Raw genomic sequence first — 24,768 nt, forward strand, 5'->3', positions numbered from 1 at the left:
AACGTCCACGATTTGAAGGGGCCGGTCATCTGATCGGCCCCTGTCTTTATGGATTAATCGCAGGTTGACTGATACACCCGGCGGCGATTATCGCCTTTCCCAATTTCGACATCCAGCGAATACGCATGGCACGTTTTGACATACTCATCGTTCTTCCAGACTTCGACGGTAATATGTTGCCATGTGCTATCAAGTGACGAAGTACCGCCCTTGTGCCAAAACTTGGTTACCAAGAGTTCCGTATTTCCAACACCATTATAGGCATTCTGGATGGATAGCTCCCGTGAATTGGAAAGCGTCTCAGCCACAGTTGTTTTTTCGCTATCGGTTGATTTCAGTGCAAGCTGTGTCGCACTAATGGCCTGATAATCCGTTGCCGTACCAACATGTACGTTGCTGAAATCTCCGGCCTCAGCCGGGACCATGAAAACCCCGAAGACCAGAAAAAATATCGACGTCGCTACAAATTTTAGCATCCTGCTTCCTTTCAAAATGGAACTCGGATTACTGACGCCAACTGTGTTTGATTGTGAAACTTGGCAGATGAGTTTCCGCCGACAAACAATCGGAAATTTCATCGATAAAAAAGCAAAGGCCGACTTTTAATCGGCCTTTGTTCTGTGCCTGAGCAAGATCGTTATCGGCCTTTCTAGCAATCAGTAACGTATTTACCGTTTTTGCCTTTGGTCGACGAAACCGTGCAAGACCCGATCTGGCTGCCCGATGAATTGATGATATTCAGCTTGATCTCGGCACCATCGCCCTCAGACCACCAGATACCGCCCCCGGAACCAATAAGGTTCAGCGTGGTCGAAGAACTGCTGGGGATTGCGGAAACGATTGTCGCATTGTCGGCATTGCTGAGCGCTGATTTGACGGTAACGCCTGCTTTATCGGGCGACTTCTCGCCCCATTCAGCCGGGCTCATCGACACCCCATTGGGCGACAGAACCTCGGCATTCGCCGACGTCATAAACGTCCCCAACAGCACGAACGCCATCATCACTGCGGGGAACAGAATATCCCGCAGCGCTTGAGAAAGATTAAAATCATTCACAGCCATTTCCTTTCCTATGTGGTGTGACAGCACCCGATCACATGACGTAAACAGGTGGCTCCACATCTGACGTAAGGCGCGCCCGGCTGTGATAAGTGTGCGCCGTTACAGGCGACCAAAAGACGGCAAATCAGGGCGGAAATCCAAATGCGGTAACGGCATCCTCGATCCGTTGCCCCATATCATCTTTTTCCAGGACAACCGGCCCTTTGCAGAAATAACCAAGCTGAATACTGCTGGTCAGCATATTTAGGAAAAGCTCGGCAAACTGGCGCGGCGCAATCACGCGCAGATGTGCCGGCAAATGGATCTGCGTGACCAGCTTGGTTGCCGTTTGATACGTCGCTTCTGGCCCGGCATCCCAAAAAATTTCTCCCAGCTCCGGATGGGTCGGTGTGCGTGCAACCACATAGCGATGCACGTTCATCACCGGTGCCCGCAAGATACCGTCAGCAAACGCCTCGGCAATGGCAAGAAGGGTCTTGCGCGGATTGTGCGGCCAGACCATCACGCCCTCAAGCGGATCACGGGCGCGTTCACATAACCACGCCACCATTGCGCGTTCCAACCCCGTCTTGTCGCCAAAATAGCGGTAAATGGTCGCCTTCGAAGTTCCCGCCCGCGCCGCAATCCGATCCACCGCCGTACGGTCGTCGCGCATATCGAGCATTTCATGTGCTGCGGCCTCAAGAATCCGGGACCGGCGTTCGACCTGTTTTGGTGTTGGGTTTTCTGGGGACATATGGCCGACTTCCTTGTCTGTGGCATCGTTCAAGTACATTGATCGAATATTTTCATCTTACGACACAGCATTCCCCGCCCAAAGACTCTGCTTTCGGCCAGGCGAAACCAGCGACTTTCGTTTTCCGGGCCTATCGTTTTGGTGTGCCATATAGATGGTTCAACCATAATTTTTCATTTGTCAAAAAATAAACTGTACCGTACAGTTTCGTTTTGTGGGATTACAATTAACATATATTGAGGGAACCGCGATGAATAATTTGCCACGCCTTTGCTGGACAGTTTCTGCCTGTTTGGGACTTGCAGGCATGGTTTGGGGGATGCAAATGGCCGGAAGCGAGGATCACAGCAACCTTGCCGCTCATGCTCATCTGAATCTTCTGGGTTGGGTCAGTCTGGCACTATATGGCACCTACTATCGACTGATCGGACTAACCCGGTCGATTGTGGCCAGCATTCAGGTTGCCTGCGCAATCGTCGGATCGGTCGTGATGGGCATCGGCATTGCCATCGCCCATCAGGGCGGGACAGAGGCATTTGCCATTACCGGGTCGCTTTTAACACTGGTTGCCGGCGTTCTGTTTGTCGTGATCACGTTCCAGCGCCCGCTTCGCATCAACACCGTAAACTAGGGTCTGATCTCGTTCTTTGGATCATCTCGACCGTGGCACAAACAAAAACCCCCGCAGAAAAATCTGCGGGGGTTTTGTGAAATCGTTACGTGATTAAGGCGAAAGCCTTACATCGCGGTACCGAATTCCTTACGAAGCGCATCAAGAACTTCCTGGGTGTCGCCACCAACTTCGTCGACAAGGCTTGCGCCAATGCCTTTGGAAGCTTCTTTAAACGCGGCACGCTGTTCGTCATCAAGGCGAATGACCTTGATGTCCGGCTTGGCTTCCTTGATACGGTCAAGGGCTGCTTCGTTTGCCTTGGTCTGCGCATCATAGATGAAGTCATCAAGCTCGGCCTTAACCTCGGCAAGCATCTCTTTACGCTCATCTGACAGACCGGCATAGAAGTCAGCATTCGAAACCACGGTGGTGGTGTACTGCTGCTGACCGGCATAGATCAGATAGTCGGTAACTTCGTAGAACTTTGCACTTTCAACGAAGAAGATCGGGTTAACCTGTGCGTCGATAACGCTGGTCTGAAGACCCGAATAAACTTCACCCCACGGCAGGGCAACCGGATCAGCGCCAAAGGATTTATAGCTCTCGATCAGAATCGGCGAGGTCATGACACGGAATTTCACACCGTCGAAATCAGCCGGTTTTTCAACTTCTTTCTTGGTGGTCCAAACCATTTCCCCTTCCGGGTACATGGTATAAAGCTTGAGACCCTTAGTGTCGAAATCCTTGCTCAGGCCGTCATAAATGGTCGGGCTGCCCGACAGGACTTTTTTGTTGACCTCATTGTCCTGCGACAACAGGTACGGTACGCCAAAGACCTGAATTTCAGGCACGAACGTACCCAGATGACCCGGCGATGCGTTCGAGAACTGAACTGCACCCGCAGCCGTCAATTCGGTGATGTCATTTTCCGTACCGAGCTGACCATAGGTGTAAATGGTCACGCTAACGTCGCCATCGGTTTTTTCTTCAACCAGGCGTTTGAATTCCTGTGCATAAAGGTCCTGAACATCGCCCGGGCTTTCTTCGTGGGCAAATTTCCATTCTTCAGCATGGGCGGCGGTTCCAGCTACTGCGAACAAAGCGGCAGCAGACAGGGTCGCCTTGAGGAGTTTGTTCAAACTCATATCGAAGTCTCCCTTATTGTACGCACAACGTCCGGGATCTGCCCGGTTACGGCGGCGTTATGATTGGCACATCAATTTTATGAACGTGCGAAGTGTTGAAATGTTCCTGCATCAGGTCAATGCTAGTTTTGTATCAGGACATAATAACTTTGACGTCTACACATTTACCCGCAGGTCATGTTAGGGTCAGGCCAAATTAAAGGGTGGAAAAGCATAATGTGGTTGCCAGACATCGATCTGAGTGGCGAAACCGGGCCCAAATACAAGGCACTGGTAGAAGCGATCATCACCGACATCGAATCGGGAAGACTCCGACATGATGTCCGCATGCCCACCCACCGTGAACTGGCCTACCGCCTCAAAGTCAGCGTTCAGACCGTCAGTGCCGCCTACAAGGAAGTCGAACGTCAGGGATACCTCAGATCCGAACGACGACGCGGCACATTCGTTCAGGCCCGCCTGACCGACCGCGCGTCCTCCTTTATCCTTGATAACCGCCAACCCGACCTGATTGATCTGTCGATTGTTCGAACCGCCTATACCGATTTTCACAATGATCTGTCGCGCCAGATGCATGCCCGCCTGGCCGAGGAAACGATGCATGGCTGGATGGAAAGTTGCCGCCCGGTTGCCGGATTCGAATATCACCGCGAAATCGGCTCCAAATGGCTGGCAACCATGGGGATCGACTGCACCATCCCCAACCTTCTGATTACCAATGGCGCCGCACAGGGGGTGTTCACCGCCCTTGCCACCATTGTGCAGCCTGATGATGTTGTCCTGACCGAAAGCCTGACCGACCATGGGGTGATCGGCACCGCCAGCATCCTTCGCTTCAAGCTGGGGGCGCTTCCCACCGATGAACAGGGCATCCTGCCCGAGGCCTTTGAACGCGAATGCCATCAACGCCAAGTCCGCGCCCTTGTCGTCACACCGATTTTCACCAATCCGACCAATTGCCTGATGGGGCTGGAACGGCGCAAAAAGATTGCCGAAATCGCCGAACACTACGGGGTTTACGTCATTGAAGATGACGTCTATCGCCCGCTGCTTGAACAAAACCTGCCACCAATCACAAGCTTCCTGCCCAAGCTTGGCTTTCACGTTTCAAGCCTGACCAAGATCGTCATGCCGGGGCTTCGCACCGGTTTTTTGACCGTCCCGCAGCACCTTTCAATCCGCGCCAGCAGCGTTTTGCGCGTCACCGGCTGGATGGGGACTCCATTGATGGCCGAGATCGGCGCACGCTGGATTGCCGATGGAACCGTCGATCAGGCCGTCACGGTCCAGCGCGCCCTGATGCGTGAACGACAGGCCCTTGTCGCCGAAATCCTTGGTGATGCGGTTGTCCGTCATCACCCGACATCGCTGAGTGCATGGGTGCGTATCCCCGCCCATTGGCAGGAAGAATGGTTTGCCTCCGAACTGCGCAAAAATGGCGTGGCTGTTACGATTTCCGACCCGTTCATGACCGTTAAGGTCCCCCGCCCCAACGCCATTCGATTGTGCCTTGGCGGGGCTGTCGATACCCCGGCATTGCATCACGGTTTGATGCAGATCCGTCACACAATGGATCAAATGCCGGGTGTCCATGCCTTCGACGTTATGTATTGATTTTTGTCTCATGACAAAAATGTGATTGAACCGTCACAAAGCGTTTTTATTCTGATCCTTCACGCGTGAAGCGAAGACGACATGTGCGGGAGGGAACCGATCACTGCACAAAGCGTTTTTCAATAATGTCTCGCACGCGCATCAAGGAGGTCGTATGTCAGCTTCAAATGGGGAAACCCCCGCCCCGGGTGGTGGGGTGTTGGGTATTCTAAAACGACTTGATGACGGGTTGTCCGTGATCGAGCGTCAGCTTCTTGGCTGGAGCATTGTGATCATGGCGGTCAATACCGTCGCCAACGTGATCATGCGTCTTGTCTTTAGTTCGAGCATTTTCTTCTCCGAAGAACTCAATCAATTTCTGATCATTCTCGTGACATTCGTCGGCATCAGCGAGGCCGCCCGGATGGGGCGCCATATTCGCATGTCGGCCTTTACCGATATGCTCGGCCCCAAGGCCAGCAAGGTCATGATGATTATCATCACACTTGGCACAGCATCGCTGCTGTTCCTGCTGGCGTGGTATTCAATTGATTACGTCTCGTCTCTGATCCAGTCCAACCGACTGACGCCTGCGTTGCGTATTCCATACTACTTCACCGTCCTCTGGGTTCCATTCGGCCTGACCGTTACGGGCATCCAGTTCGTCCTTGCCGCAGCAACGAACATCTTCAGGCCGGGGACACATCTGTCCTACCGGGTCGAAGATACGTTCGAAGCTGAAGACATTCACCTGTAAGGAGAACGGAAAAATGGATCTTGGAACCACAATCCTTCTGGTGATGCTTGTACTTCTCGTACTCGGCTTCCCCATGATGGTCCCGCTTGCCACCGCCAGCGTCGTGGCATTCATGTTTTACATGCCCATCCCTGAACGCATCCTCATTCAGCAAATGGTGACGGGCATATCCCCGGTCGCCCTGATCGCTGTACCGATGTTCATCTTTGCTGCTGACATCGTGACAAAGGGGCATACCGCCAATCGGCTGATTGACCTTGCCATGACCTTTGTCGGTCATGTGCGCGGCGGTCTTGCCGTCACCACAGCCCTTGGCTGTACCATGTTTGGCGCGGTCTCTGGCTCGACACAGGCCACCGTGGTTGCCATGGGTGGCCCGCTGCGCCCGAAAATGCTCAAGGCCGGCTACGAAGACAAATTCGCCATGGCCCTGATCATCAACGCCAGTGACATCGCCTTTCTGATCCCGCCATCAATTGGCATGATCGTGTTTGGTGTTGTCGGCAAGGTCTCCATTGGTGAGCTTTTCCTCGCCGGTATTGGTCCTGGCATTTTGATCTTGCTGATGTTTTCGGCCTATTGTGTCTATTACGCCAAAAAGAACAATATCCCGACCATCCCGCGCATGAACTGGACCGAACGTGGCAAGGCCGTCGTCAATGCCGGCCCGGCGATCATGTTCCCGGTTTTGATTGTCGGGGGCATCTATCTGGGGTGGGTCAGCCCAACCGAAGTTGCCGCTGTTGCCGTGATTTATGCCATCATTCTCGAAGTCTTGATCTTCAAATCAGTCAAATGGTCTGAACTGCTTGATATTGCGCGTTCCACCGGGCTGATCACCGCTGTTGTGTTTATTCTGGTGGGTGCGGGCACGACATTCTCGTTCGTGATCTCCTTTGCCCAGATCCCGCAGCATGTGATTGGTGCGCTGGGGCTCGAAGGGGCGAACCCCTATGTCATTCTGGCCGCGATCAGTATCGCCTTCTTTGTCGGCTGTATGTTTGTCGATCCGATTGTGGTGATCCTGGTGCTGACCCCGATCTTCATGCCGCTGGTGAATGCCGCTGGGCTTGACCCGGTTCTGGTGGGGACACTTGTCACCCTTCAGGTGGCCATCGGCTCGGCCACACCGCCATTTGGCTGCGATATCTTTACCGCCATCGCAATCTTCCGACGACCTTATGCCGAGGTCATTCGCGGCACGCCACCCTTCATCATCATGTTGCTGCTTGCGGCGGTGATCCTGATGTTTGTTCCGCAAATTGCATTGTTCCTGCCTGAGCTTGCCTTCCACTAAGTCCGGCAAATCAGCAAGAACCGGGTTCGCCCGAACGACCTAAACACGAAACCGAAACAGGGGTGGTCCAAACAACATGGTTTGGACCACCCCGCCTCTTGGAGTTCAGGATGATGTCCGTATCCCCAGCGGTCACGCCAGAGCCGGTAAACCTGTCCTATTCGCCAGATCCTGTCGGACCGGCAGGGCGGATCGGATTGATTACACTTGCCACCGATTTCAACAGCGAGGATGACCTGCGCGGCATCCTGCCTGCTGACGTGCGCCTGTTCACCACCCGGATTGAAAATGCCAACCCGGTTACAGTCGATAACCTGCGCGCCATGGCCAATGATTTACCCCGTGCTGCACGCACTTTACTGCCCGGCTACGGTGTTGATGTTGCCATATTTGGCTGCACATCGGGCACTGCCGTCACCGGATCGGACAAGATCGCCGCCCTGATTAATCAGGGGATGCCGGGCGTCTCCGTGACCAACCCGCTTCTGGCTGGCGAGTTGGCCTTAAAGGCAGTCGGGGCGCAAAAAATTGCCATCGTCACCCCCTATCTTGCCGATGTGACCCGCTCGGTCGCGGATGGCTTTATCAATAAGGGGTTTACGACAACCCGCGTGATGGGCTTTGGGCTGGACAATGATTTCGATATGACAGCCCTTCCACCCGACGCCATTCTTAAGGCCGCCCTTAACGCTGATACGCCCGATGCCGATGCAGTGTTTATTTCCTGCACCGCCATCCGCTCCGCCGAAATCGTGGCCGAGGCCGAACAAAAATTGGGCAAGCCCGTAATCACCAGCAATCAGGCCCTGATCTGGCATGCCCTTCATCTGATGAAATACACAAAGCCGGTCACAGGGTTCGGAACCCTGTTTGACCATGCCCCACAACCTTAAAAATAAGTCGAGGTCGCCATGAAAGACCCCATCACATTTGCTGATGTTCTTTCTGCCCGCAAAACCATCGCGGGCCACGTGATCCATACGCCGTTGCGCCCGTCCACGTCGCTTTCCGACCGGATCGGAAGCCCCGTCTGGCTGAAATGCGAACAGCAACAATACACCGGCAGCTTCAAGCTGCGCGGGGCGGCCAATGCTGTCTTGCGCCTGACCGACGCGCAAAAGGCCAAGGGCGTTGTCGGTGTCTCCACCGGCAACTATGGCCGGGCGCTGGCCTATGCCGCGCACAATGCCGGGGTCCGTTCGGTCATCTGCATGTCTGAGCTGGTCCCGCAAAACAAGGTCGATGGCATCCGCGCCCAAGGGGCCGAAGTCCGCATCATCGGTCAGTCACAGGACGAGGCTCAGCACGAAGTTGACCGTCTTGTCGCCGAAGAAGGCCTGACCATGCTCCCGCCCTTTGACCATGCGCACATCATCGCCGGTCAGGGTACGCTCGGCCTTGAAATCATCGAAGCCCTGCCCGATGTCGATACCCTGCTTGTGCCCCTGTCGGGTGGTGGTCTTTTGGCCGGTGTTGCACTGGTGGCAAAATCGATCAATCCAAACATTCGCGTGGTCGGCATCACCATGGAACGCGGCTGTGCCATGATCACAAGCCTGCAAGAAGGCAAACCAACCGCGGTCAAGGAACTGCCAACTTTGGCTGACAGTCTGGGCGGCGGCATTGGCGAAAACAACCAATACACCTTTGATATGTGCGGCGATCTGACCGATGATTTCGTGCTGGTCAATGAAGCCCAGATCGCCGATGGCATCCGGGCGGCCTATCACGATGATCAACAGGTCATCGAAGGATCGGGTGCTGTGGGCATTGCCGCCCTTCGCGCCGGGTTGATTGATAATCCGGGGCGCACGGTTGCCCTGACCACGGGCTGCAATATCGACATGGCGCTGCATAAACGGATCGTTGGCGGCGAAGACGTCGACCTGATGGCGGAGTAACCCCTATGCCAAACATCAGAATCCTCACCGAAACCGATCTTCGCAAGGTCATCGACCTTGATCACGATGCCATTGATTGCGTGCAAAACGCCTTTGTTGCACTGGCGACCAAGGATGTCCGCATGCCGCCGATCCTGCGTCTGGACATTGACGACTATAATGGCGAGGTCGATGTCAAAACCGCCTATGTTCCGGGTCTGGACGGCTTTGCGATTAAAATAAGCCCCGGCTTTTTTGACAATCCCAAACTCGGCCTGCCCTCGGTCAACGGGTTGATGAACCTGTTTTCATCGAAAACCGGCATGCTCGAAGCCGTCCTTCTTGATAACGGCTACCTGACCGATATCCGAACCGCCGCCGCTGGCGGTGTTGCCGCCAACCATCTCGCACGCAAGGATGCCAAACATGCCACGATTTTTGGCGCGGGTGTTCAGGCCCGGTTGCAACTTAAAGCCCTGACACTGGTGCGCAACATCACATCCGCCACCATCTGGGCGCGTGATCTGGCAAAGGCCGAAACCTGTGCCAAAAAGGCATCGCTTGAACTTGGCATTCCGGTTTCCGCCACCAGTGATGGCAAGGATGCGGCGGCCAATGCCGACATCATCGTCACCACCACGCCCGCACGCGAACCGGTTTTGATGGCCGATTGGGTCAAACCGGGCACCCATGTCACCGCCATGGGGTCGGACGCCGAACATAAAAACGAAATTGACCCTGCCCTGATCGGGCAGGCCGATCTTTATGTCTGCGACAGTCAGGCACAAACCCGCATCCTTGGTGAACTTCATCACGCCATTGATGCCGGCATTGTGACGGCTGACGCGACATTCCCCGAACTTGGACAGGTCATTGCCGGAAATGCTTCTGGCAGAACATCCGATGATCAGATTACCATCTGTGACCTGACCGGGACTGGTGTTCAGGACACCGCAATCGCCACCCTCGCCCGAAGCCGCTGTGACAAAGCTGCTGCCGGTGTCGAGATCACGTCTTAATAACACAAGGAAAATGGGTCAGAAAAAACTGAAACCCGCCTTTTTTGGAGGCCTGCGATGAGCCAGGTTGAACTGAATTTCACGCGTGAGGAATATGCCGAGCGTCTGGAGAAAACCAAAAAAGCCATGGTGGAGAAAGGACTTGATCTGTTGATCGTGTCCGATCCGTCAAACATGGCCTGGCTGACCGGCTATGACGGCTGGTCATTTTATGTCCATCAATGTGTGCTTGTTCCGATTGAGGATGATCCAATCTGGTTTGGACGTTCCCAGGACGGAAACGGGGCGAAGCGTACGGTCTATATGACCCATGATCGCATCATTCCCTATGCCGATTATTATGTCCAATCGACCACACATCATCCGATGGATTATCTGTCCGAGGTGATCGAACATCGCGGATGGGGCTCGCGCAGAATTGGCGTTGAAATGGACAATTACTATTTCTCCGCCAAGGCTTTCCTGCAACTGCAGGCCCATTTGCCCAATGCAACGTTTTCCGATGCCACGGCCCTTGTAAACTGGCAACGTGCGATCAAGTCGGAAACCGAAATTTTCTATATGCGTCAGGCCGCCCGCATTGTTGAAAACATGCACGAACGTATTTTCGAAATCGTCGAACCGGGCATGAAGAAAAACGAACTGGTCGCGGAAATCTTCCGTACCGGCATCGCCGGTGTGGACGGGATCGGGGGTGATTACCCGGCCATCGTGCCGCTTCTGCCATCGGGTGCGGATGCCGGTGCACCGCATCTGACATGGGATGAAAAACCCATTCCGGGCAATTCCGGAACGTTTTTTGAAATTGCCGGATGTTATCGCCGCTATCACGCGCCACTGTCGCGCACGATTTTCCTTGGCGATCCGGACCAACGGTTCCTTGATGCTGAAAGTGCCCTGATCGAAGGCCTTCAGGCCGGGCTTGAGGCCGCCAAACCGGGCAACGTCTGCGAAGACATCGCACTGGCCTTCTTTGGCGTTCTGCAAAAATTCGGCATCGAAAAAGACAGCCGCTGTGGCTATCCAATCGGGCTGTCCTATCCGCCCGACTGGGGCGAACGCACCATGAGCTTGCGTCCCGGTGATAAAACGGTTCTTGAACCGGGCATGACCTTCCACTTCATGCCGGGTCTCTGGTTTGATGACTGGGGGATCGAAATCACCGAAAGCATGATGATCACGGAAACCGGCAGCAAAACACTGACCAGTTACCCACGGCAGCTGTTCGTGAAGAACTAGCCACCGGCGATCACACCAACACCGCACCGGGCCAACGTGCCAAACAGCAATGTGCCAAACGGCAATATGCCAAGCAGTACGTCCCCGGTGCAACAGTACCAATGCCGAATTTCGACGGTCGCGACATTCGGCCCTTCAAGGATACGACCATGACAAAAGCCTCCCCCATCAGCCCGACGATCCCGCTTGATCGCGATGGCATCCACCACGGCTTTTTAAAGCTGCCCTATTCGCGTGACGATTCCGCATGGGGGGCTGTGATGATCCCCATCACGGTTATCCGCAACGGGGCTGGCCCCACCGCCCTTCTGACCGGCGGCAATCACGGCGATGAGTACGAGGGCCTCGTGTCCCTTTTCAAACTGGCGGGCTCCCTTACCCCGGCCGACGTCACCGGGCGCGTGATCATTCTGCCCGCGATGAATTATCCGGCATTTCGCAACGCATCGCGCACATCGCCAATTGATGCGGGCAACATGAACCGGTCCTATCCCGGCAAACCCGATGGCACGGTTACTCAGAAAATCGCCGATTACGTCCTGCGCTATCTCGTGCCCGAGGCTGACATCGTTCTCGACATCCATTCGGGTGGCAAGACGCTTGATTTCATCCCCTTTGCCGCCGCCCACGTCCTACCCGACAAGGAACAGGAAGCCCGTTGCGTTGCGGCGATGAAGGCGTTTGGCGCGCCCTATTCGATGATGATGCTCGAACTCGATGCGGTTGGCATGTTCGACACCGTCGTCGAGGAAGCGGGCAAAACCTTTGTCACCACCGAACTTGGCGGCGGCGGCTCCACCACGGCGGAGCGGGTGGCAATTGCTGATCGCGGTGTGCGCAATGTTCTGATCCATGCCGGAATTCTCGCCGGTGAACTTGAACCCGCGCCGAATGGTACCGCCATGCTTGATATGCCCGGCGATGATTGCTTTGTCGCATCCGAGGACGTCGGCCTGTTTGAGCCCTGCGTTGATCTGGGCGACATGGTCAAAAAAGGTGATCTAATCGCCCGCATTTATGATGTGGAGCGCACCGGAACACCGCCGCGCGACTATCATGCCTCGCGCGATGGCATCATTTCATGCCGTCACTTCCCCGGTCTGATCAAGATGGGTGACTGTCTGGCCGTGATTGCAAAGGTGCTGTAACCATGATCAGGCTTGATGAGCTGGATCTTAAAATACTCAAAACCCTGCAACGCGAAGGGCGCATCACCAAGGTCAAACTGGCCGAGGCGGTCAACCTGTCGCCAAGCCCGTGCTGGGAACGCCTCAAACGCCTCGAAGACCTCGGCGTGATTTCGGGCTATCACGCCCATATCAATCTTGAAAAGCTGGTCAAACCGACCTTGGTGTTGACCGAAGTCACCCTGCGCCATCATCAACATGGCGATTTCCAGATTTTCGAGAAAGCCGTGCAGGACATCCCCGAAATCGTCGAATGCTACGCGCTTGGCGGCGGGGTCGATTACATGCTCAAGGTGCTCTGTCATGATGTTGACGCTTACCAACGCCTGATCGACCGCCTTCTGGTGTCTGATATCGGTATTGATCGCTATTTCACCTATATCGTCACCAAAAAGGTCAAAACCACCGCCATCACCCCGATTGAAAATCTGGTTGAGTCCCCCGAACGGAAATAACCGCTGTTCTTGTCGTGGTGTTGGGCTTTCAATGGTTATGTGAACGTCACGGGCCGGTCTGATTAAGTTCAGGCTGGCCCGCGCTATAATTCTTTTCTTTTTTTTGAAACTGTGGCGAAATCAGCTTTCGGGTTTTATCGCGCAGGGGGCGGGAATGACGGTTGGCAATTGGGGCGCAAAAGCCCTGCTGATTGGCGTGTGCATGGTCGGGCTGATTGGATGTCAGACAACAACCGGCGACACATCCATCCCCCCCGTTCAAGGCACCGCACCCGCGCTTTCGTCCGCCCCGTCATCCGCCCAGTCATCCGCGCCGCAACAAACCGTTGCCAACCTCTCCGAAACCGCCCTGATCAGTTTCGAATTGAACAATTCCGGCATTGGCGGATATTACGGCTGGCAACTTCAAGTCACCCGTGCTGCCAACAATGCCGGGTTCATCCCGTTTATATCGAACCAATTATCATCGGGCCAAATCCAGCGTTTTGAAGTCTGGCCTGATCGCTATGCAATCAATGTCTATCGACTGGGTGATCTGCAATATAGCGGCTGGGTCGATGTCCATCCGGCACAGATCACTGTCATTTACGCCGACTTCGGGTTGTTGTTTGACGATGTGAAAATCAACAATATTGCCGACCCTGCACTCTATCAGCAGGCAAAAAACATCCCCGCATTGCTGACCCCGATATCATCGACTTACAGTCCCCAGACCATTCAGGATACCGGTGGCTACCGCTTTGACTATCGCGGCCCACAACAGTATGGCAAGCATGTCGGCACCGGGACTGTCACGATATCAAAAGCCGGAAAGGAATTTGCCACCATCGGCAATGCCGCCCTTGAAGATACCGGCATATCGGGCCGCATACAGTTTGCCGACAACCGCACGACGGACGGCACCATCGTTCGTCTAAACGGCATCTATCAACTCGCACCGGAAACACGCACCTTTTGGCCCGACGGTCAGGAATTTACCGGCCGTTATCAGGTTTTCACCCCGGCTGACGGTTTGCTGCGGATGGTTGACGGAACGTCATGGAAAGGCGCTTTGCGCAACGAGCGTCCTTTTGGAGCCGGACGGGTTATGTTCGCAGCGGATGGCTGGATCGATCTTCCATCGGGCGAAATGTTCCCGAACCAAACCGGGACATTTTCCTGCGGCGGCATAACCGTGCCCGTCGGCGAATGTTATTACCATGCCGGGACAAGATTGGCTTCGGCGGCAGAACTTGATCTCTTGATCGAAAGGGATCGTCAAATTGCCGCCAAAGACGTCAAACAGCCCCGGCAACAAGCAACGGATGCCCCTCAGGCGACCGAAACCGGCTGCAGACAGGCAAGTGGAACATTTCACGACACGACCGGTAATTCGACATTGACGCTAGACACGCCCGGCCAGGGACGCGGTAATTTTATCAGCTACACCTTTGGCGGTGCCGCAAAATACCGGTTTGAAATCGATTTCACTTATACCACCACCCCCGACAGCATTTCCGTGACCTATGAGGGCATTGGAACCTATAGCAATGCTGCAACCGGCGAGGTTCTTCAACGTATGACGATACCGTCCGGCACCGTACCTTGCCAGTTTGACCGTGACGTTCTGGTTTTTGACGGTGTGGAATACCGAAAATAAAGCACATTGCGAATGCGTGAACAGTCAAAATGACGGCGAAACTATTTAACGCCATCTTCCTTGGCCAGCAACGAACCATGGCAAGCTGGCCGGGGGCTGAAATGGTCGGCAGCGGTGACACGCAAATCGCGTGGAACGGATAAAATGCCTCCGCCCTCAATCGTTAAGACAATCAGCCAAAACCATACGCGAAAAACCATATTTACCATTCACGTTTAAGGCGAAACGGCGACAAAATACCGGCCAAAAAGCCACAATCATCGGAAAAATGGCCGCAAATTTGCCTGTACTGGCCCGTAACCTCCGTTTCAAATGATATGGAGGTTATGCGTGTCTGGTTCCGATCAAGAAGATCAAACCGCCGCCAATAATGGCGGCGATCGCGTTTTTATTTCTGCCTTTTTTGTTGGTATTGCCGCGATCAGCTTTGGTCTGGGCGCGTTTGTCGTGCTGGCAGAAGTGCCACCGTATCAATCGATGAAAAATGCGTGGCGTGCCGGGACGGCCCTTTGGGAACAGCGCACCAAATACACCGATGTCGAACGGCTTGATTTCTGGGCCGAAGCCAGAACCGATCAGACCGGCGTTACCATCCATGATGTCAATCGCGCGCAAAATGGCCTGACACTTTATTCATCGGGCGATGGTCCCCATGCCGTGCTGATCGATATGGATGGCAATATTGTCCATGAATGGCGCATGCCCTTTAGCATGATCCACGATGAAACATCCCCGATCCCCAATCCGCAAAAAGACGACTTCATGCATTGGCACACCGCCAAGATGGCACCCGATGGCGGGTTGATTGTCCAATACACGGCGGCGGGCGACACCCCGTATGGCTATGGTATGGCCAAGATCGACCAAAATTCCAACCCCGTCTGGAAATATCTTGGCACCGCCCACCATGATTTTTCCATTGCCGATGATGGCCGGGTCTATGCCCTGACACAGGAATTCCGGTTCAACACCTATGCCAACCGCAAACAGCTGACCCCGCCGCGTCTTGATGATTTCGCCGTGATCCTCTCACCCGAGGGCAAGGAGATCAAAAAGGTCTCGATCCTTGATGCGCTGATCAATTCAAGCTACGCGAACATGGTTGATTTTGCGCCGTATTTTGCCAATGAAGACATTCTTCATACCAATACAATCCAGTTGATTGACGCCGACACCGCAAAGAACTTTGCCTATGGCAAGGAAGGCGATGTTGTTGTGTCCTTCCGCGATCTTGGCATCATCGCCGTGCTTGATATGGATGTCGAAAAAATTGTCTGGGCCACCCGTGGTTCATGGCTGGGGCAACATGACCCCGATGTCCTGCCCAACGGCGATATCTTGCTGTTTGACAATCAGGGCCAGCTTGCCGACCCGGATGCCGGACAATCACGTGTTTTGCAAATTGATCCAGAAACCAACGCCATCACGTGGCAGTACAAGGGCACAGCAACCCATAAGTTTGACAGCAACATCCGTGCTGATCAGCAACGCCTGCCCAATGGCAATACACTGATTACGGAATCAAGCGGCGGCAGACTGTTTGAAGTCACCCCGACCGGTGACATCGTGTGGGAATTCCACAATCCGATCCGTCGCGATGATCCTGATAATCCCGATAAAAAACTGATCCCCGTTGTGTCGCAGGCCGAACGCATCACCGATGCGCGTGCGGCCCTGTATCGCGACACTGTCCCTGCCTCCAACACCGGAGACGCACAATGAAACAGACCCGAAACGCAATGACGCATGCCCAACGCATGTCCGCGCCCAGCTCAAAAATGCTCACCATCGGCACCACGGCGGCCCTTTCCTGTGCCATGCTGCTGACGGCCTTTCCGGCCCATGCCTATGTCGGACCGGGTGCGGGGTTAAGCCTTCTGTCCGCTCTTTGGGCGGTCTTGGCCGCGATCCTTGTTGCGGTTGGCTTCGTTCTGATGTGGCCCATTCGCAAAATGATGCGCAAACGCAAAGCCAATCGCACGACGGCGCAAAACAGCACGACCGAAAGCACAAAACATTCAAGTTCGTGAACACACCGCATCATTGACGCACAACAGGACGGCACATAATGGGACTTTTTGACTGGCCCGCCCCGGCATTCACAACTCTGGACGACTTGATGGGCGACGCCATTGGCCCGTTTGGGCGCGTGCTGATCTGGGGGCTGCTCTGTGCGGTGGTCTCCATGGTTCTGTATCGGGTTTTATCGCCGCAAACCCGGATCAAACAGATCAAGGCCGATGTCAAAACCGCCCAGAAAGCCATGACTGATGACGATGGCGAGGACTTCGCCCACGGCATGCGTCTGGCCAGGGCACAGCTTGGGCATTCCTTCAAACTGGTCGGCTTTGTGATCGGTCCGGCGGTTCTGGCGTCCATGCCCGCCCTTGCCATGATTGTCTGGCTGGACGGGCAATATGGGTATCGCTGCCCGGCCCCCGATCAGACCGTGACAATTTCGGTCGAGCCACAAGGCACCCCGATTGAGCAAGTCGGCATTAACTCCGACGCCCAAGACAGCAGTTGCCCAACCGTCCAGATCCCCGGAACCCTTGACGGGCAAACCCATGTCATCGCCCCGGCCGCGGCCATTCCGGTGATGCACCAAAAAGTCTGGTGGAACCATTTGATTGGCAATCCGGCGGGATATCTGCCCGACGACACACCCGTAACCCAGCTTCGCTTTGACCTGCCCGCGCAGGAAATCATCGCCTTTGGTCCGGGCTGGGCACGTGGTTGGGAACTGACATTCTTTGTCGCCCTGTTGTTGGCGTCCCTTGGGATCAAGAAAGGATTTCGGATCGAATGACCAATCCAACCGGCACCACATCTGACAAGGTCGTCTCGCAAAAATCGCCAAAACCCGAAGCCTTCCACGTTTCGGGCTGGGATCACTGGCTCAGCGGCCTGATCGCCCGTCACCCGGCCAAATGGATCCGGCTTGGCAATTTCGAAACGAAAATGGCCGCGGACGCCATCGCAGATATCAAAATCGAAAAACCGATTTTTGTTGCCGGTCTGGCACGGTCGGGCAGCACAATCCTGCTTGAAACCCTCGCCCGGCACCCCGATGCCGCCACCCATCAGTATCGCGATTATCCGCCTGTTTTTACCCCGTGGTTCTGGAACCGCTTTGTCGATCTCGCACCGGGCAAAAAGAACGTGGCGGTCGAACGCACCCATGCCGATGGCATCAACATCACCCCCGAAAGCCCCGAGGCGTTCGAGGAAATGATCTGGATGGCGTTTTTCCGTCATCTCCATGACGTTGGGGACAACAACACGCTTGATGAACACATCAGCAACCCGGCGTTTGAGGCATTCTACCGTGACCACATCCGCAAACTGATCCATGTCCGGGGCGGCACGCGCTATGTGTCAAAGGCAAACTATCTCGTCACCCGGATGGAATATCTGTTGTCGCTGTTTCCCGATGCGCGCTTTGTGTTACCCGTGCGCGATCCGGTTTGGCACATTGCGTCCCTGATCAAGCAACACACTCTTTTCTGTGCCGGGGAACAGAACAATCCCCGTGCGGTTGCCCACATGCAGCGTGTCGGGCATTTTGAATTTGGGCTGGATCGCCGCCCGATCAACACTGGGGATTTGCACGCAACCCTCGACATCATGAATCTGTGGAAAAACGGCAAGGAAATCGAAGGATGGGCGCACTACTGGTCCAACCTGCATCACTATCTGGCAGACCGTTTAACCGTGAACAAAGCACTTGAAAAGGCAACGCTGGTTGTGCGCTACGAGGATCTGGTGGCCGATCCGGCGGGCAAATTGCGTGCGCTGTTTGATCACACCGGGCTTGCCGATGCCCAACCAATCATTGACCGCGTGGCCCCGACGATCCATGCGCCAAGTTACTATCGCCCGAATTTCGGTGACGATGAAATCGACCAAATCCGCGACATCACCATGATTGCCGCCAAACGGTTTGGCTATGGCGACAGGCCCGCCGAAACACGGCAGGCCTGACGTTCTTAAAATCAGTGATGGTCGCTTTTGTTGCCCATCGCCATATGCCAGAAATCCCACCCGGCAAGCACAAGCATAATGATCGACATGATCGCCAGATCCCAACGTGGGACATACGCAATCAAAATAGCGACAAATCCGGTAAGGATCACAAAAGCCAGAAGCGCCATCGCGCGGTTTAGAGTATCACCCGTCATCAGGCATCTCCCTGCGTGCTGAGGTATGTTTTCAACCAGTTTGCGGTCCGCAGCAAACGTGCGTCATTGCCAATCTTCCCGACAAGCTGAACGCCCATCGGCATGCCGTTTTGCGACCACAGCAACGGAATGGTGATCGCGGGCGTGCCACAAAACGTCCAAAGCCCGTTAAAGATCGCATCCCCCGTGGTGTTTAAATTCGCCGGTGCTTGCCCGGTGGCCGCCGGTGTGATGATCACGTCACACCGCTGGAAAACTTCCTCCAACCCGGCATTAAACAATCCCCGCCAGTCAAGGGCGGCAAGGTAATCACGGGCCGTCACATCATTGCCCTTATCGATGGCGGCAACGATTTCCGACGACAATTGCGCCCGGCCACGCTTTTCATAGGAATAGTAATGCTTGGCCATCTCGGCGAAATTGATCTTGGCCCGCAAGGCCGCCGCATCATCAAACGCCTTGGGCAGCGGTGCTTCAAAGCACTGATCGCCCAAAACACTGGTGATTTCGCGAAACGCCATCACGGTTTCCTCATCGGCCAGTTCATCAAACTGTGGCGGCCGGATAAAGGCAAACATCGGGGTGACCAACGGATCGCTTTTGGCCACATCAAGCAACCTTGGCGTCGGGCTTGGCGATGTATAGGGATCGCCCGCGTCATAGCCAAACAGGCTTTCGGCCACCATCGCCGCCCCATTGATCGAATTGGCAAACACACCAATGGTATCAAGGCTCGGACTTTGCGGCAGAACCCCGGTTCGGGCAATCGCACCAAAACTTGGCTTGAACCCGACCACACCGCAAAACGATGCGGGCCGGATCACTGATCCCCCGGTTTGTGTCCCCACCGCAAGTGGCACCATGGCCGCAGCCACCGCCGCCGCCGACCCGGCAGACGACCCACCCGGTGTATGCTCGGGGTTATGCGGGTTGCGGGTTTTGGATGGATGCATAAAGGCAAGCTCGGTCGAAACCGTCTTGCCCATAATGATCGCCCCGGCGGCTTTAAGCCGTGCCACCAGAACCGCATCTTCTTCGGGCACACGCCCTTCGTCCAACGGTGTTCCGTTGGACGTTGGAATGCGTGCGGTATCAATGACGTCTTTCAGCCCCACCGGCAAACCATGCAACGGGCCAATAGCGGCCCCGGATTGACGCCGCGCATCAAGGGCCCGGGCCTGGGCAATGGCAAAATCACTATCAAGCCATGCCCATGCCTGCACCTGTGGTTCGATCTCTTCGATACGCGCAAGGCACGCCTCGACATATTCGACCGCGCGCACCGCCCCGCTGGCAAGGCGGTCGCGCAGTTCGACAACATCAAGTGTCAGGAGTGGATTGATATTACTCATTACAATTTCCCCAGAGCCTTTTGCATTTAACGGGCGCCATAGAACAGATCAGGCAGATGGAAAACGATCTGCGGGAAAGTGTACATCAACACCATGCTGACAATCACCATGAACAGGAACGGCATGATCCCCTTAAAGATATCGGTCAACAATATCCCCGGAGGCGACACCCCCTTAAGGTAATAAGCCGACATCGCCATCGGCGGGGTCAGGAACGAGGTCTGCAAGTTCAACGCCACCAGAATACCAAAGAACAGTGGATCAATATCAAACAGCGGCAGCAGTGGCAGGAAGATCGGAACAAAGATAATGATGATTTCCGACCATTCCAAAGGCCAGCCGAGCAAGAAGATGATCAGTTGCGCCAACAGCAGGAACTGCAATGGTGTCAGATCAAGCCCACCAACAAACTCGGCAATCACATGTTCCCCGCCAAGGTATGAAAACACCGAGGAGAACGTATAAGACCCGACAAACAACCAGCACACCATCGCCGATGTCCGCACCGTCAGGTAAACTGACTCACGCAGCCGATCAAACGTCAACGCACGGTAGGCTGCGGCCAAGATCATCCCGCCAAGTGCGCCAATCGATGCCGCCTCGGTCGGTGTTGCCAAGCCAAACAGGATGGAACCCAAAACCGACAGGATCAGGAAAGCCAACGGGAAGAACGAGGTTGCCAGCATCCACAAAACTTTGGGCAGCGGCACTTCAGGAACTTCTTCCTTGGTCGGACGCGGGGCTGCTTTGGGCTGCAACATCGAACGGCCAACGATATAAAGAAGATACAAACCAACCAGTGTCAGGCCCGGCAACAGCGCCCCGGCATAAAGCCGCACAATCGAAACACCCGATGCGGCGGCATAAACAATCAACATGATCGACGGCGGGATCAGAATGCCAAGTGTTCCCCCGGCACAAATAATCCCCGCAGCAAAGCTTTTGTCATAACGCGCCTTAAGCATTGCCGGCAGCGCCAGCATCCCCATCAGCGTCACAACAGCACCCACAATCCCGGTCGCGGTTGCAAACAATGCACAGGTCACAAGGGCGGCAACACCAAGCGATCCGGGGATATTGCGCGCGGCAATATTGAGGGTGCTAAACAACCGATTGACGATGTTTGACCGTTCAACGATGTAGCCCATAAACAGGAACAACGGGACCGCTGTCAGGACCTCGTTGGACATCACCGTATAGGTTTGGTTGATAAATAAATCGAATATTCGGTTGTTAAACGCCCCTTCAAACCACGTAATCGCGGATGTCAGGGTGTCACTGTCTTCGGCAAGTCGGTTAAAGGCCCGCCACATCCGACCGTCATCGAAATAGGCGTAATATCCAAAACCAATCCCCAAAGCCATCAGGGTAAAGGCCACCGGAAAGCCCAGAAATACGAGGATAATAAAGATGCCCAGCATCATTAGGGCGACATGTGCGTCAATCACTTTGGCAGCTCCGTTCGGGGGCAATCACTGTTGGGGTCCAAGTCAATCCGAAGTTCAGGACCCATCGCTTTTGGCGACACCCTGCTTCATCAGAAGTTCTTCGGTTTCCTGGACATCGTCTTCTGCATTGCGCCAGTACCCTTCACGGATACACATGATGCAGCGCATCACCTGTGCGATGCCCTGAATGAACAGAAGAATGCCCGCGGCAACAATAACGGCCTTGAATTGAAAGATCGGAACGCCCGCCGGGCTGTTCACACTGACCTCGCCATATCCCCAGGACCGGGCGGCATATTTCCAACCCGAAAAGATCAGCGCGATCACACCGGGGAAGAAGAAAAACAGATAAAGAACCAGATCAACCATGCCCTGCGTTCTGGGTTTCCAAAGACGATACAGGAAATCCCCCCGCACATGCCCACCGCGTGACAGGGTATAGGCCCCGCCCATCATGAACATCGTGCCATACATGATAAATGACACATCCAGCGACCAGGTCGTCGGCGCATTAAATAGGTATCGCGAAGCCACTTCATAACTCATGCCAAGCGTCATCAGGATGATAAGCCACCCAAACGCCTTGCCAAACCACGCCGACAGCTTGTCCGCAAATTCGATAAATCTGATCATGAAACCTTGTCCGTTCGCATCTTGACCACCCCGCCCGCCGAACCGGGCAGACGGGGTGGTCAGGGTCATCTAAACACTGAAAAACCTATGGGTTGATCAGAGTTTCAGTTTGCCCGGGAAGTAGTGTTCGTATGCGAGCTGATAATCAGGTGCGTTCATCAGTTCGTAATAGGTCACACGTTCCACCCATGCACGCTGGCTATCGAGAACCCGTTTCATGAACGAATCTTCTTCAAGCGTCGGGATCAGTTTGTCCCAGGCGTCAAGCTGTGCTGCCAGGATGTCTTTTGACGTCCGGTGAACTTCCACACCTTCGTCTTGCAGTTTCTGCAAGTCGGCGGAATAGTTGTCCATGGCAAGGGCGGTGTTTGACGTCGAAGCCGCCTCAACACTGTGCAGCAAGATCGCCTGAAGGTCCGGGTCCATGTCTTCAAGAAGTGCCTTGTTAAACAGGAACTCGAAGCTTTCAGACGCCTGATGGTATGACGACAGATAGTAGTTTTTCGCCACATCCTGTGCGCCAAAACGCATATCAGACGACGGGTTGTTAAACTCGAACGCGTCAATCACGCCACGTTCCATCGCCGGCACAATCTCACCGCCCGGAAGCTGGGCAACGGACATGCCCATCGACTGCAGAAGGTCTGCTGCCAGACCCACGGTACGATATTTAAGGCCTTCGATATCGCTAACCGCATTAATCTGATTTTTGAACCAGCCAAAAGGCTGTGCTGGCATCGGGAAGCCCAGACGACCAACAATATCAAGTCCCATAACGTCCTGGGTCAGCTCGCGATAGAACTCCTGACCACCCCCGGCATAGTACCAGCTCAGCATGGTGGTTGCAGAACCACCAAACACCGGACCAGTCCCAAACAGCGATGCGGCCTTGTTTTTGCCGTACCAGTAAACCGGCACGGAATGGGCAATATCAATCACGCCGTCATTGACACCGTCGAGAACCTGAAACGCGGCAACAACCGCACCAGCAGGCAGAAGATCGATTTTCAAACGACCACCCGACATGGCTTCAACACGATCAACATATTGTTGGGCAAACGTCATCCAGATGTCAGATGACGGCCAGGACGTCTGCATTTTCAACACCATCGGTGCTGGCTGTGCATGAACAGCAGGGGCTGCAAACAGCCCTGATGCTACGGCACCACCGGCAACCACACCGGTCGCACCCTTGGTCAGGAACGAACGACGCGACACTTCGACGGACTTCTTGCCTTCAGATTTATCTTTCGTATTCATTACTTCCTCCCAGAAATACCGTCATAAATCGACAACCATTGCCGACAAACGAACGGTAAATTCAGCCTTCAAAAGCCCCTGACCTTTTTGTTGAAGATCATGTCGATGCGCTTTCCCCGTTTCGGGACCAAAAACCGGCACGCATTTTGTTATTGTTAAAGCTTTGAATTCACTGATATTTGACGGTTAACCCGCCTTGTTAGGCCACCCGGTCACCCGGTTCACGACCCTTAAAATAAGCATCAAGATTATCAAGCGCGCGATACCCCATCGCATCGCGCGTTTCCTCGGTCGCGGACCCTATATGTGGCAACAGGAAAACGTTTTTCAACGCGCTAATCCGTTGATTTCCACCCGGTTCATCGCAAAACACATCCAACCCGGCCGCAAACAGCTTACCGCTTTCAAGCGCATCTGCAAGGGCCGCCTCATCGACCAGATTGCCGCGCGCCGTATTCACAAGGATCGCGCGATCGGGCAGTAATGCAATCGTGTCTTTGTTAATAATCCCGGTGGTTTGCGGCGTCGCCGGGCAATGCAGTGACAGCACATCGGAATTGGCAAACAATCCCTCGACCGTATCGTGGAACACGGCCCCTTTGGCCAGATGCTCGGGAACGGGTTTGCGATTGTGATAGTGAACTATCATTCCAAAACCGCGCGCACGTTCGGCCGCGACCTGCCCGACACGTCCCATCCCAAGAACGCCAAAACGCTTGCCGGTCACTTGCCGCCCAACCATAAAGGCTGGCGACCAGAAATCCCATTTCCCGGCCCGGATCATCGCATCGCCTTCCGCCCCGCGCCGTGCGGCACCCAGCATACATAGCATGGCAATTTCGGCCGTCGCATCGGACAAAACGTCCGGCGTATTGGTCACAACAACCCCGGCATCCTTGGCGGCCACCAGATCGACGTGATCAACCCCCACCGAATGGTTGGCGATGATTTTTAACCGTTTGGGCAATGCACTGATCACATCGGCAGAAAAATGCTCGGAATGACACGGAAGTACCGCGTCCACATCCTGGCATTTGGCAATCAGCTCATCGGTCGCAAAAACGTGGTCGTCGGCATTAACAGTCACATCGTAATCGCGTGCGGCCCGCATCAAAACAGCATCGGTTAGTTTGCGTGTGATAAGAAGCCTTGGCTTGTCGGGCATTAAAACGCTCCCGGTGTTTCCCTGACAGGACTGGTTTATTTATTATTTTCCAAGCAAACACCTATACGGAAATTCCATCAATAGGCGATCAATCAAACGGCTATTC

General features: G+C 54.6%; 25 protein-coding genes. 15 read left to right on the forward strand and 10 right to left on the reverse strand.

Features of this window, described 5'->3' with window-relative positions:
- Positions 1 to 53 precede the first annotated feature (53 nt).
- The 3 genes from COO92_RS12700 to COO92_RS12710 all read right to left on the reverse strand — a co-directional run bounded on the left by COO92_RS12700 (position 54) and on the right by COO92_RS12710 (position 1,799).
- Positions 54 to 476, reverse strand: a complete 423-nt coding sequence (locus COO92_RS12700) for a hypothetical protein (protein WP_101302655.1) — start codon at positions 474 to 476, stop codon at positions 54 to 56.
- Positions 477 to 649: 173 nt separating this feature from the next.
- A complete protein-coding gene (locus COO92_RS12705) occupies positions 650 to 1,063 on the reverse strand; it encodes a hypothetical protein (RefSeq protein WP_101302656.1) in 414 nt (137 codons plus the stop codon).
- A gap of 124 nt (positions 1,064 to 1,187) precedes the next feature.
- Entirely contained in the window at positions 1,188 to 1,799 is a 612-nt protein-coding gene (locus COO92_RS12710) for a TetR/AcrR family transcriptional regulator (protein ID WP_165792352.1), read from the reverse strand.
- Positions 1,800 to 2,124: 325 nt separating this feature from the next.
- Between COO92_RS12710 and COO92_RS12715 the strand changes: the two genes are divergently transcribed.
- The gene (locus COO92_RS12715; protein ID WP_206186409.1) at positions 2,125 to 2,430 is read left to right on the forward strand and encodes a hypothetical protein; all 306 of its coding nucleotides are present in this window, start codon (positions 2,125 to 2,127) and stop codon (positions 2,428 to 2,430) included.
- A 107-nt stretch (positions 2,431 to 2,537) separates the two neighbouring features.
- Here the strand turns inward: COO92_RS12715 and COO92_RS12720 are convergent, their stop codons facing one another.
- The gene (locus COO92_RS12720) at positions 2,538 to 3,557 is read right to left on the reverse strand and encodes a TRAP transporter substrate-binding protein (protein WP_101302661.1); all 1,020 of its coding nucleotides are present in this window, start codon (positions 3,555 to 3,557) and stop codon (positions 2,538 to 2,540) included.
- 216 nt (positions 3,558 to 3,773) lie between these two features.
- Between COO92_RS12720 and ehuR the strand changes: the two genes are divergently transcribed.
- The 14 genes from ehuR (at position 3,774) to COO92_RS12790 (ending at position 18,607) form a co-directional block, all read left to right on the forward strand.
- Entirely contained in the window at positions 3,774 to 5,171 is a 1,398-nt protein-coding gene (ehuR, locus tag COO92_RS12725) for a MocR-like ectoine utilization transcription factor EhuR (RefSeq protein ID WP_101302663.1), read from the forward strand.
- 154 nt (positions 5,172 to 5,325) lie between these two features.
- On the forward strand, positions 5,326 to 5,907 hold the full coding sequence (locus COO92_RS12730) for a TRAP transporter small permease (RefSeq protein ID WP_022731374.1): 582 nt from the start codon (positions 5,326 to 5,328) through the stop codon (positions 5,905 to 5,907).
- Between the two features lie 13 nt (positions 5,908 to 5,920).
- A complete protein-coding gene (locus COO92_RS12735) occupies positions 5,921 to 7,204 on the forward strand; it encodes a TRAP transporter large permease (protein WP_101302665.1) in 1,284 nt (427 codons plus the stop codon).
- A gap of 110 nt (positions 7,205 to 7,314) precedes the next feature.
- Positions 7,315 to 8,097: a maleate cis-trans isomerase family protein gene (locus tag COO92_RS12740; RefSeq protein ID WP_101302667.1), complete on the forward strand. Its 783-nt coding sequence runs from the start codon at positions 7,315 to 7,317 to the stop codon at positions 8,095 to 8,097.
- Between the two features lie 18 nt (positions 8,098 to 8,115).
- Complete coding sequence (gene eutB, locus COO92_RS12745) at positions 8,116 to 9,105, forward strand: hydroxyectoine utilization dehydratase EutB (RefSeq protein ID WP_101302669.1); 990 nt, start codon at positions 8,116 to 8,118, stop codon at positions 9,103 to 9,105.
- Between the two features lie 5 nt (positions 9,106 to 9,110).
- The gene (eutC, locus tag COO92_RS12750) at positions 9,111 to 10,103 is read left to right on the forward strand and encodes an ectoine utilization protein EutC (protein ID WP_101302671.1); all 993 of its coding nucleotides are present in this window, start codon (positions 9,111 to 9,113) and stop codon (positions 10,101 to 10,103) included.
- 57 nt (positions 10,104 to 10,160) lie between these two features.
- On the forward strand, positions 10,161 to 11,342 hold the full coding sequence (gene doeA, locus COO92_RS12755) for an ectoine hydrolase DoeA (RefSeq protein ID WP_101302672.1): 1,182 nt from the start codon (positions 10,161 to 10,163) through the stop codon (positions 11,340 to 11,342).
- Positions 11,343 to 11,491: 149 nt separating this feature from the next.
- Positions 11,492 to 12,490 carry a N(2)-acetyl-L-2,4-diaminobutanoate deacetylase DoeB gene (doeB, locus tag COO92_RS12760; RefSeq protein WP_101303321.1) on the forward strand — a complete coding sequence of 333 codons (999 nt, stop codon included), beginning with the start codon at positions 11,492 to 11,494 and terminating at the stop codon, positions 12,488 to 12,490.
- Between the two features lie 2 nt (positions 12,491 to 12,492).
- Positions 12,493 to 12,984: an Lrp/AsnC family transcriptional regulator gene (locus tag COO92_RS12765; protein WP_101302674.1), complete on the forward strand. Its 492-nt coding sequence runs from the start codon at positions 12,493 to 12,495 to the stop codon at positions 12,982 to 12,984.
- Positions 12,985 to 13,138: 154 nt separating this feature from the next.
- Positions 13,139 to 14,623, forward strand: coding sequence for a hypothetical protein (locus COO92_RS12770; protein WP_101302676.1), 1,485 nt, complete (start codon positions 13,139 to 13,141; stop codon positions 14,621 to 14,623).
- A 330-nt stretch (positions 14,624 to 14,953) separates the two neighbouring features.
- On the forward strand, positions 14,954 to 16,345 hold the full coding sequence (locus COO92_RS12775) for an arylsulfotransferase family protein (RefSeq protein ID WP_240626429.1): 1,392 nt from the start codon (positions 14,954 to 14,956) through the stop codon (positions 16,343 to 16,345).
- Complete coding sequence (locus COO92_RS12780; protein ID WP_240626430.1) at positions 16,342 to 16,653, forward strand: hypothetical protein; 312 nt, start codon at positions 16,342 to 16,344, stop codon at positions 16,651 to 16,653. Before COO92_RS12775 ends, COO92_RS12780 begins: the two co-directional genes overlap by 4 nt.
- Before the next feature lie 38 nt (positions 16,654 to 16,691).
- Positions 16,692 to 17,432, forward strand: coding sequence for a hypothetical protein (locus tag COO92_RS12785; RefSeq protein WP_101302679.1), 741 nt, complete (start codon positions 16,692 to 16,694; stop codon positions 17,430 to 17,432).
- Complete coding sequence (locus COO92_RS12790; RefSeq protein WP_101302681.1) at positions 17,429 to 18,607, forward strand: sulfotransferase family protein; 1,179 nt, start codon at positions 17,429 to 17,431, stop codon at positions 18,605 to 18,607. Before COO92_RS12785 ends, COO92_RS12790 begins: the two co-directional genes overlap by 4 nt.
- 11 nt (positions 18,608 to 18,618) lie before the next feature.
- Here COO92_RS12790 and COO92_RS12795 read toward each other — a convergent pair whose 3' ends face one another.
- The 6 genes from COO92_RS12795 to COO92_RS12820 form a co-directional block, all read right to left on the reverse strand.
- Entirely contained in the window at positions 18,619 to 18,804 is a 186-nt protein-coding gene (locus COO92_RS12795) for a hypothetical protein (RefSeq protein ID WP_101302683.1), read from the reverse strand.
- On the reverse strand, positions 18,804 to 20,156 hold the full coding sequence (locus COO92_RS12800) for an amidase (RefSeq protein ID WP_101302685.1): 1,353 nt from the start codon (positions 20,154 to 20,156) through the stop codon (positions 18,804 to 18,806). The genes COO92_RS12795 and COO92_RS12800 overlap by 1 nt, the downstream gene beginning before the upstream one ends.
- 26 nt (positions 20,157 to 20,182) lie before the next feature.
- Positions 20,183 to 21,604, reverse strand: coding sequence for a TRAP transporter large permease (locus COO92_RS12805; protein ID WP_101302686.1), 1,422 nt, complete (start codon positions 21,602 to 21,604; stop codon positions 20,183 to 20,185).
- A 54-nt stretch (positions 21,605 to 21,658) separates the two neighbouring features.
- Positions 21,659 to 22,237 carry a TRAP transporter small permease subunit gene (locus COO92_RS12810; RefSeq protein WP_028791409.1) on the reverse strand — a complete coding sequence of 193 codons (579 nt, stop codon included), beginning with the start codon at positions 22,235 to 22,237 and terminating at the stop codon, positions 21,659 to 21,661.
- Positions 22,238 to 22,333: 96 nt separating this feature from the next.
- On the reverse strand, positions 22,334 to 23,497 hold the full coding sequence (locus COO92_RS12815; RefSeq protein ID WP_101302688.1) for a TRAP transporter substrate-binding protein: 1,164 nt from the start codon (positions 23,495 to 23,497) through the stop codon (positions 22,334 to 22,336).
- A 199-nt stretch (positions 23,498 to 23,696) separates the two neighbouring features.
- Positions 23,697 to 24,662: a 2-hydroxyacid dehydrogenase gene (locus COO92_RS12820; protein WP_101302690.1), complete on the reverse strand. Its 966-nt coding sequence runs from the start codon at positions 24,660 to 24,662 to the stop codon at positions 23,697 to 23,699.
- Positions 24,663 to 24,768: the final 106 nt, after the last annotated feature.

The organism is Thalassospira lohafexi (assembly GCF_002844275.1).
Classification (GTDB): Bacteria; Pseudomonadota; Alphaproteobacteria; order Rhodospirillales; family Thalassospiraceae; genus Thalassospira; species Thalassospira lohafexi.

What these genes read in the sequence shown, in the direction of transcription:
- COO92_RS12710 (WP_165792352.1), bottom strand. Translation starts at nt 1,799, where the DNA reads ATGTCCCCAGAAAACCCAACACCAAAACAGGTCGAACGCCGGTCCCGG.
- COO92_RS12790 (WP_101302681.1), top strand. Translation starts at nt 17,429, where the DNA reads ATGACCAATCCAACCGGCACCACATCTGACAAGGTCGTCTCGCAAAAA.
- COO92_RS12770 (WP_101302676.1), top strand. Translation starts at nt 13,139, where the DNA reads ATGACGGTTGGCAATTGGGGCGCAAAAGCCCTGCTGATTGGCGTGTGC.
- COO92_RS12715 (WP_206186409.1), top strand. Translation starts at nt 2,125, where the DNA reads ATGGCCGGAAGCGAGGATCACAGCAACCTTGCCGCTCATGCTCATCTG.
- COO92_RS12765 (WP_101302674.1), top strand. Translation starts at nt 12,493, where the DNA reads ATGATCAGGCTTGATGAGCTGGATCTTAAAATACTCAAAACCCTGCAA.
- eutB (WP_101302669.1), top strand. Translation starts at nt 8,116, where the DNA reads ATGAAAGACCCCATCACATTTGCTGATGTTCTTTCTGCCCGCAAAACC.
- COO92_RS12800 (WP_101302685.1), bottom strand. Translation starts at nt 20,156, where the DNA reads ATGAGTAATATCAATCCACTCCTGACACTTGATGTTGTCGAACTGCGC.
- COO92_RS12815 (WP_101302688.1), bottom strand. Translation starts at nt 23,497, where the DNA reads ATGAATACGAAAGATAAATCTGAAGGCAAGAAGTCCGTCGAAGTGTCG.
- COO92_RS12740 (WP_101302667.1), top strand. Translation starts at nt 7,315, where the DNA reads ATGATGTCCGTATCCCCAGCGGTCACGCCAGAGCCGGTAAACCTGTCC.
- COO92_RS12705 (WP_101302656.1), bottom strand. Translation starts at nt 1,063, where the DNA reads ATGGCTGTGAATGATTTTAATCTTTCTCAAGCGCTGCGGGATATTCTG.
- COO92_RS12810 (WP_028791409.1), bottom strand. Translation starts at nt 22,237, where the DNA reads ATGATCAGATTTATCGAATTTGCGGACAAGCTGTCGGCGTGGTTTGGC.
- COO92_RS12820 (WP_101302690.1), bottom strand. Translation starts at nt 24,662, where the DNA reads ATGCCCGACAAGCCAAGGCTTCTTATCACACGCAAACTAACCGATGCT.
- COO92_RS12735 (WP_101302665.1), top strand. Translation starts at nt 5,921, where the DNA reads ATGGATCTTGGAACCACAATCCTTCTGGTGATGCTTGTACTTCTCGTA.
- doeB (WP_101303321.1), top strand. Translation starts at nt 11,492, where the DNA reads ATGACAAAAGCCTCCCCCATCAGCCCGACGATCCCGCTTGATCGCGAT.
- COO92_RS12700 (WP_101302655.1), bottom strand. Translation starts at nt 476, where the DNA reads ATGCTAAAATTTGTAGCGACGTCGATATTTTTTCTGGTCTTCGGGGTT.
- COO92_RS12785 (WP_101302679.1), top strand. Translation starts at nt 16,692, where the DNA reads ATGGGACTTTTTGACTGGCCCGCCCCGGCATTCACAACTCTGGACGAC.
- COO92_RS12720 (WP_101302661.1), bottom strand. Translation starts at nt 3,557, where the DNA reads ATGAGTTTGAACAAACTCCTCAAGGCGACCCTGTCTGCTGCCGCTTTG.
- COO92_RS12795 (WP_101302683.1), bottom strand. Translation starts at nt 18,804, where the DNA reads ATGACGGGTGATACTCTAAACCGCGCGATGGCGCTTCTGGCTTTTGTG.
- COO92_RS12780 (WP_240626430.1), top strand. Translation starts at nt 16,342, where the DNA reads ATGAAACAGACCCGAAACGCAATGACGCATGCCCAACGCATGTCCGCG.
- eutC (WP_101302671.1), top strand. Translation starts at nt 9,111, where the DNA reads ATGCCAAACATCAGAATCCTCACCGAAACCGATCTTCGCAAGGTCATC.
- doeA (WP_101302672.1), top strand. Translation starts at nt 10,161, where the DNA reads ATGAGCCAGGTTGAACTGAATTTCACGCGTGAGGAATATGCCGAGCGT.
- COO92_RS12730 (WP_022731374.1), top strand. Translation starts at nt 5,326, where the DNA reads ATGTCAGCTTCAAATGGGGAAACCCCCGCCCCGGGTGGTGGGGTGTTG.
- ehuR (WP_101302663.1), top strand. Translation starts at nt 3,774, where the DNA reads ATGTGGTTGCCAGACATCGATCTGAGTGGCGAAACCGGGCCCAAATAC.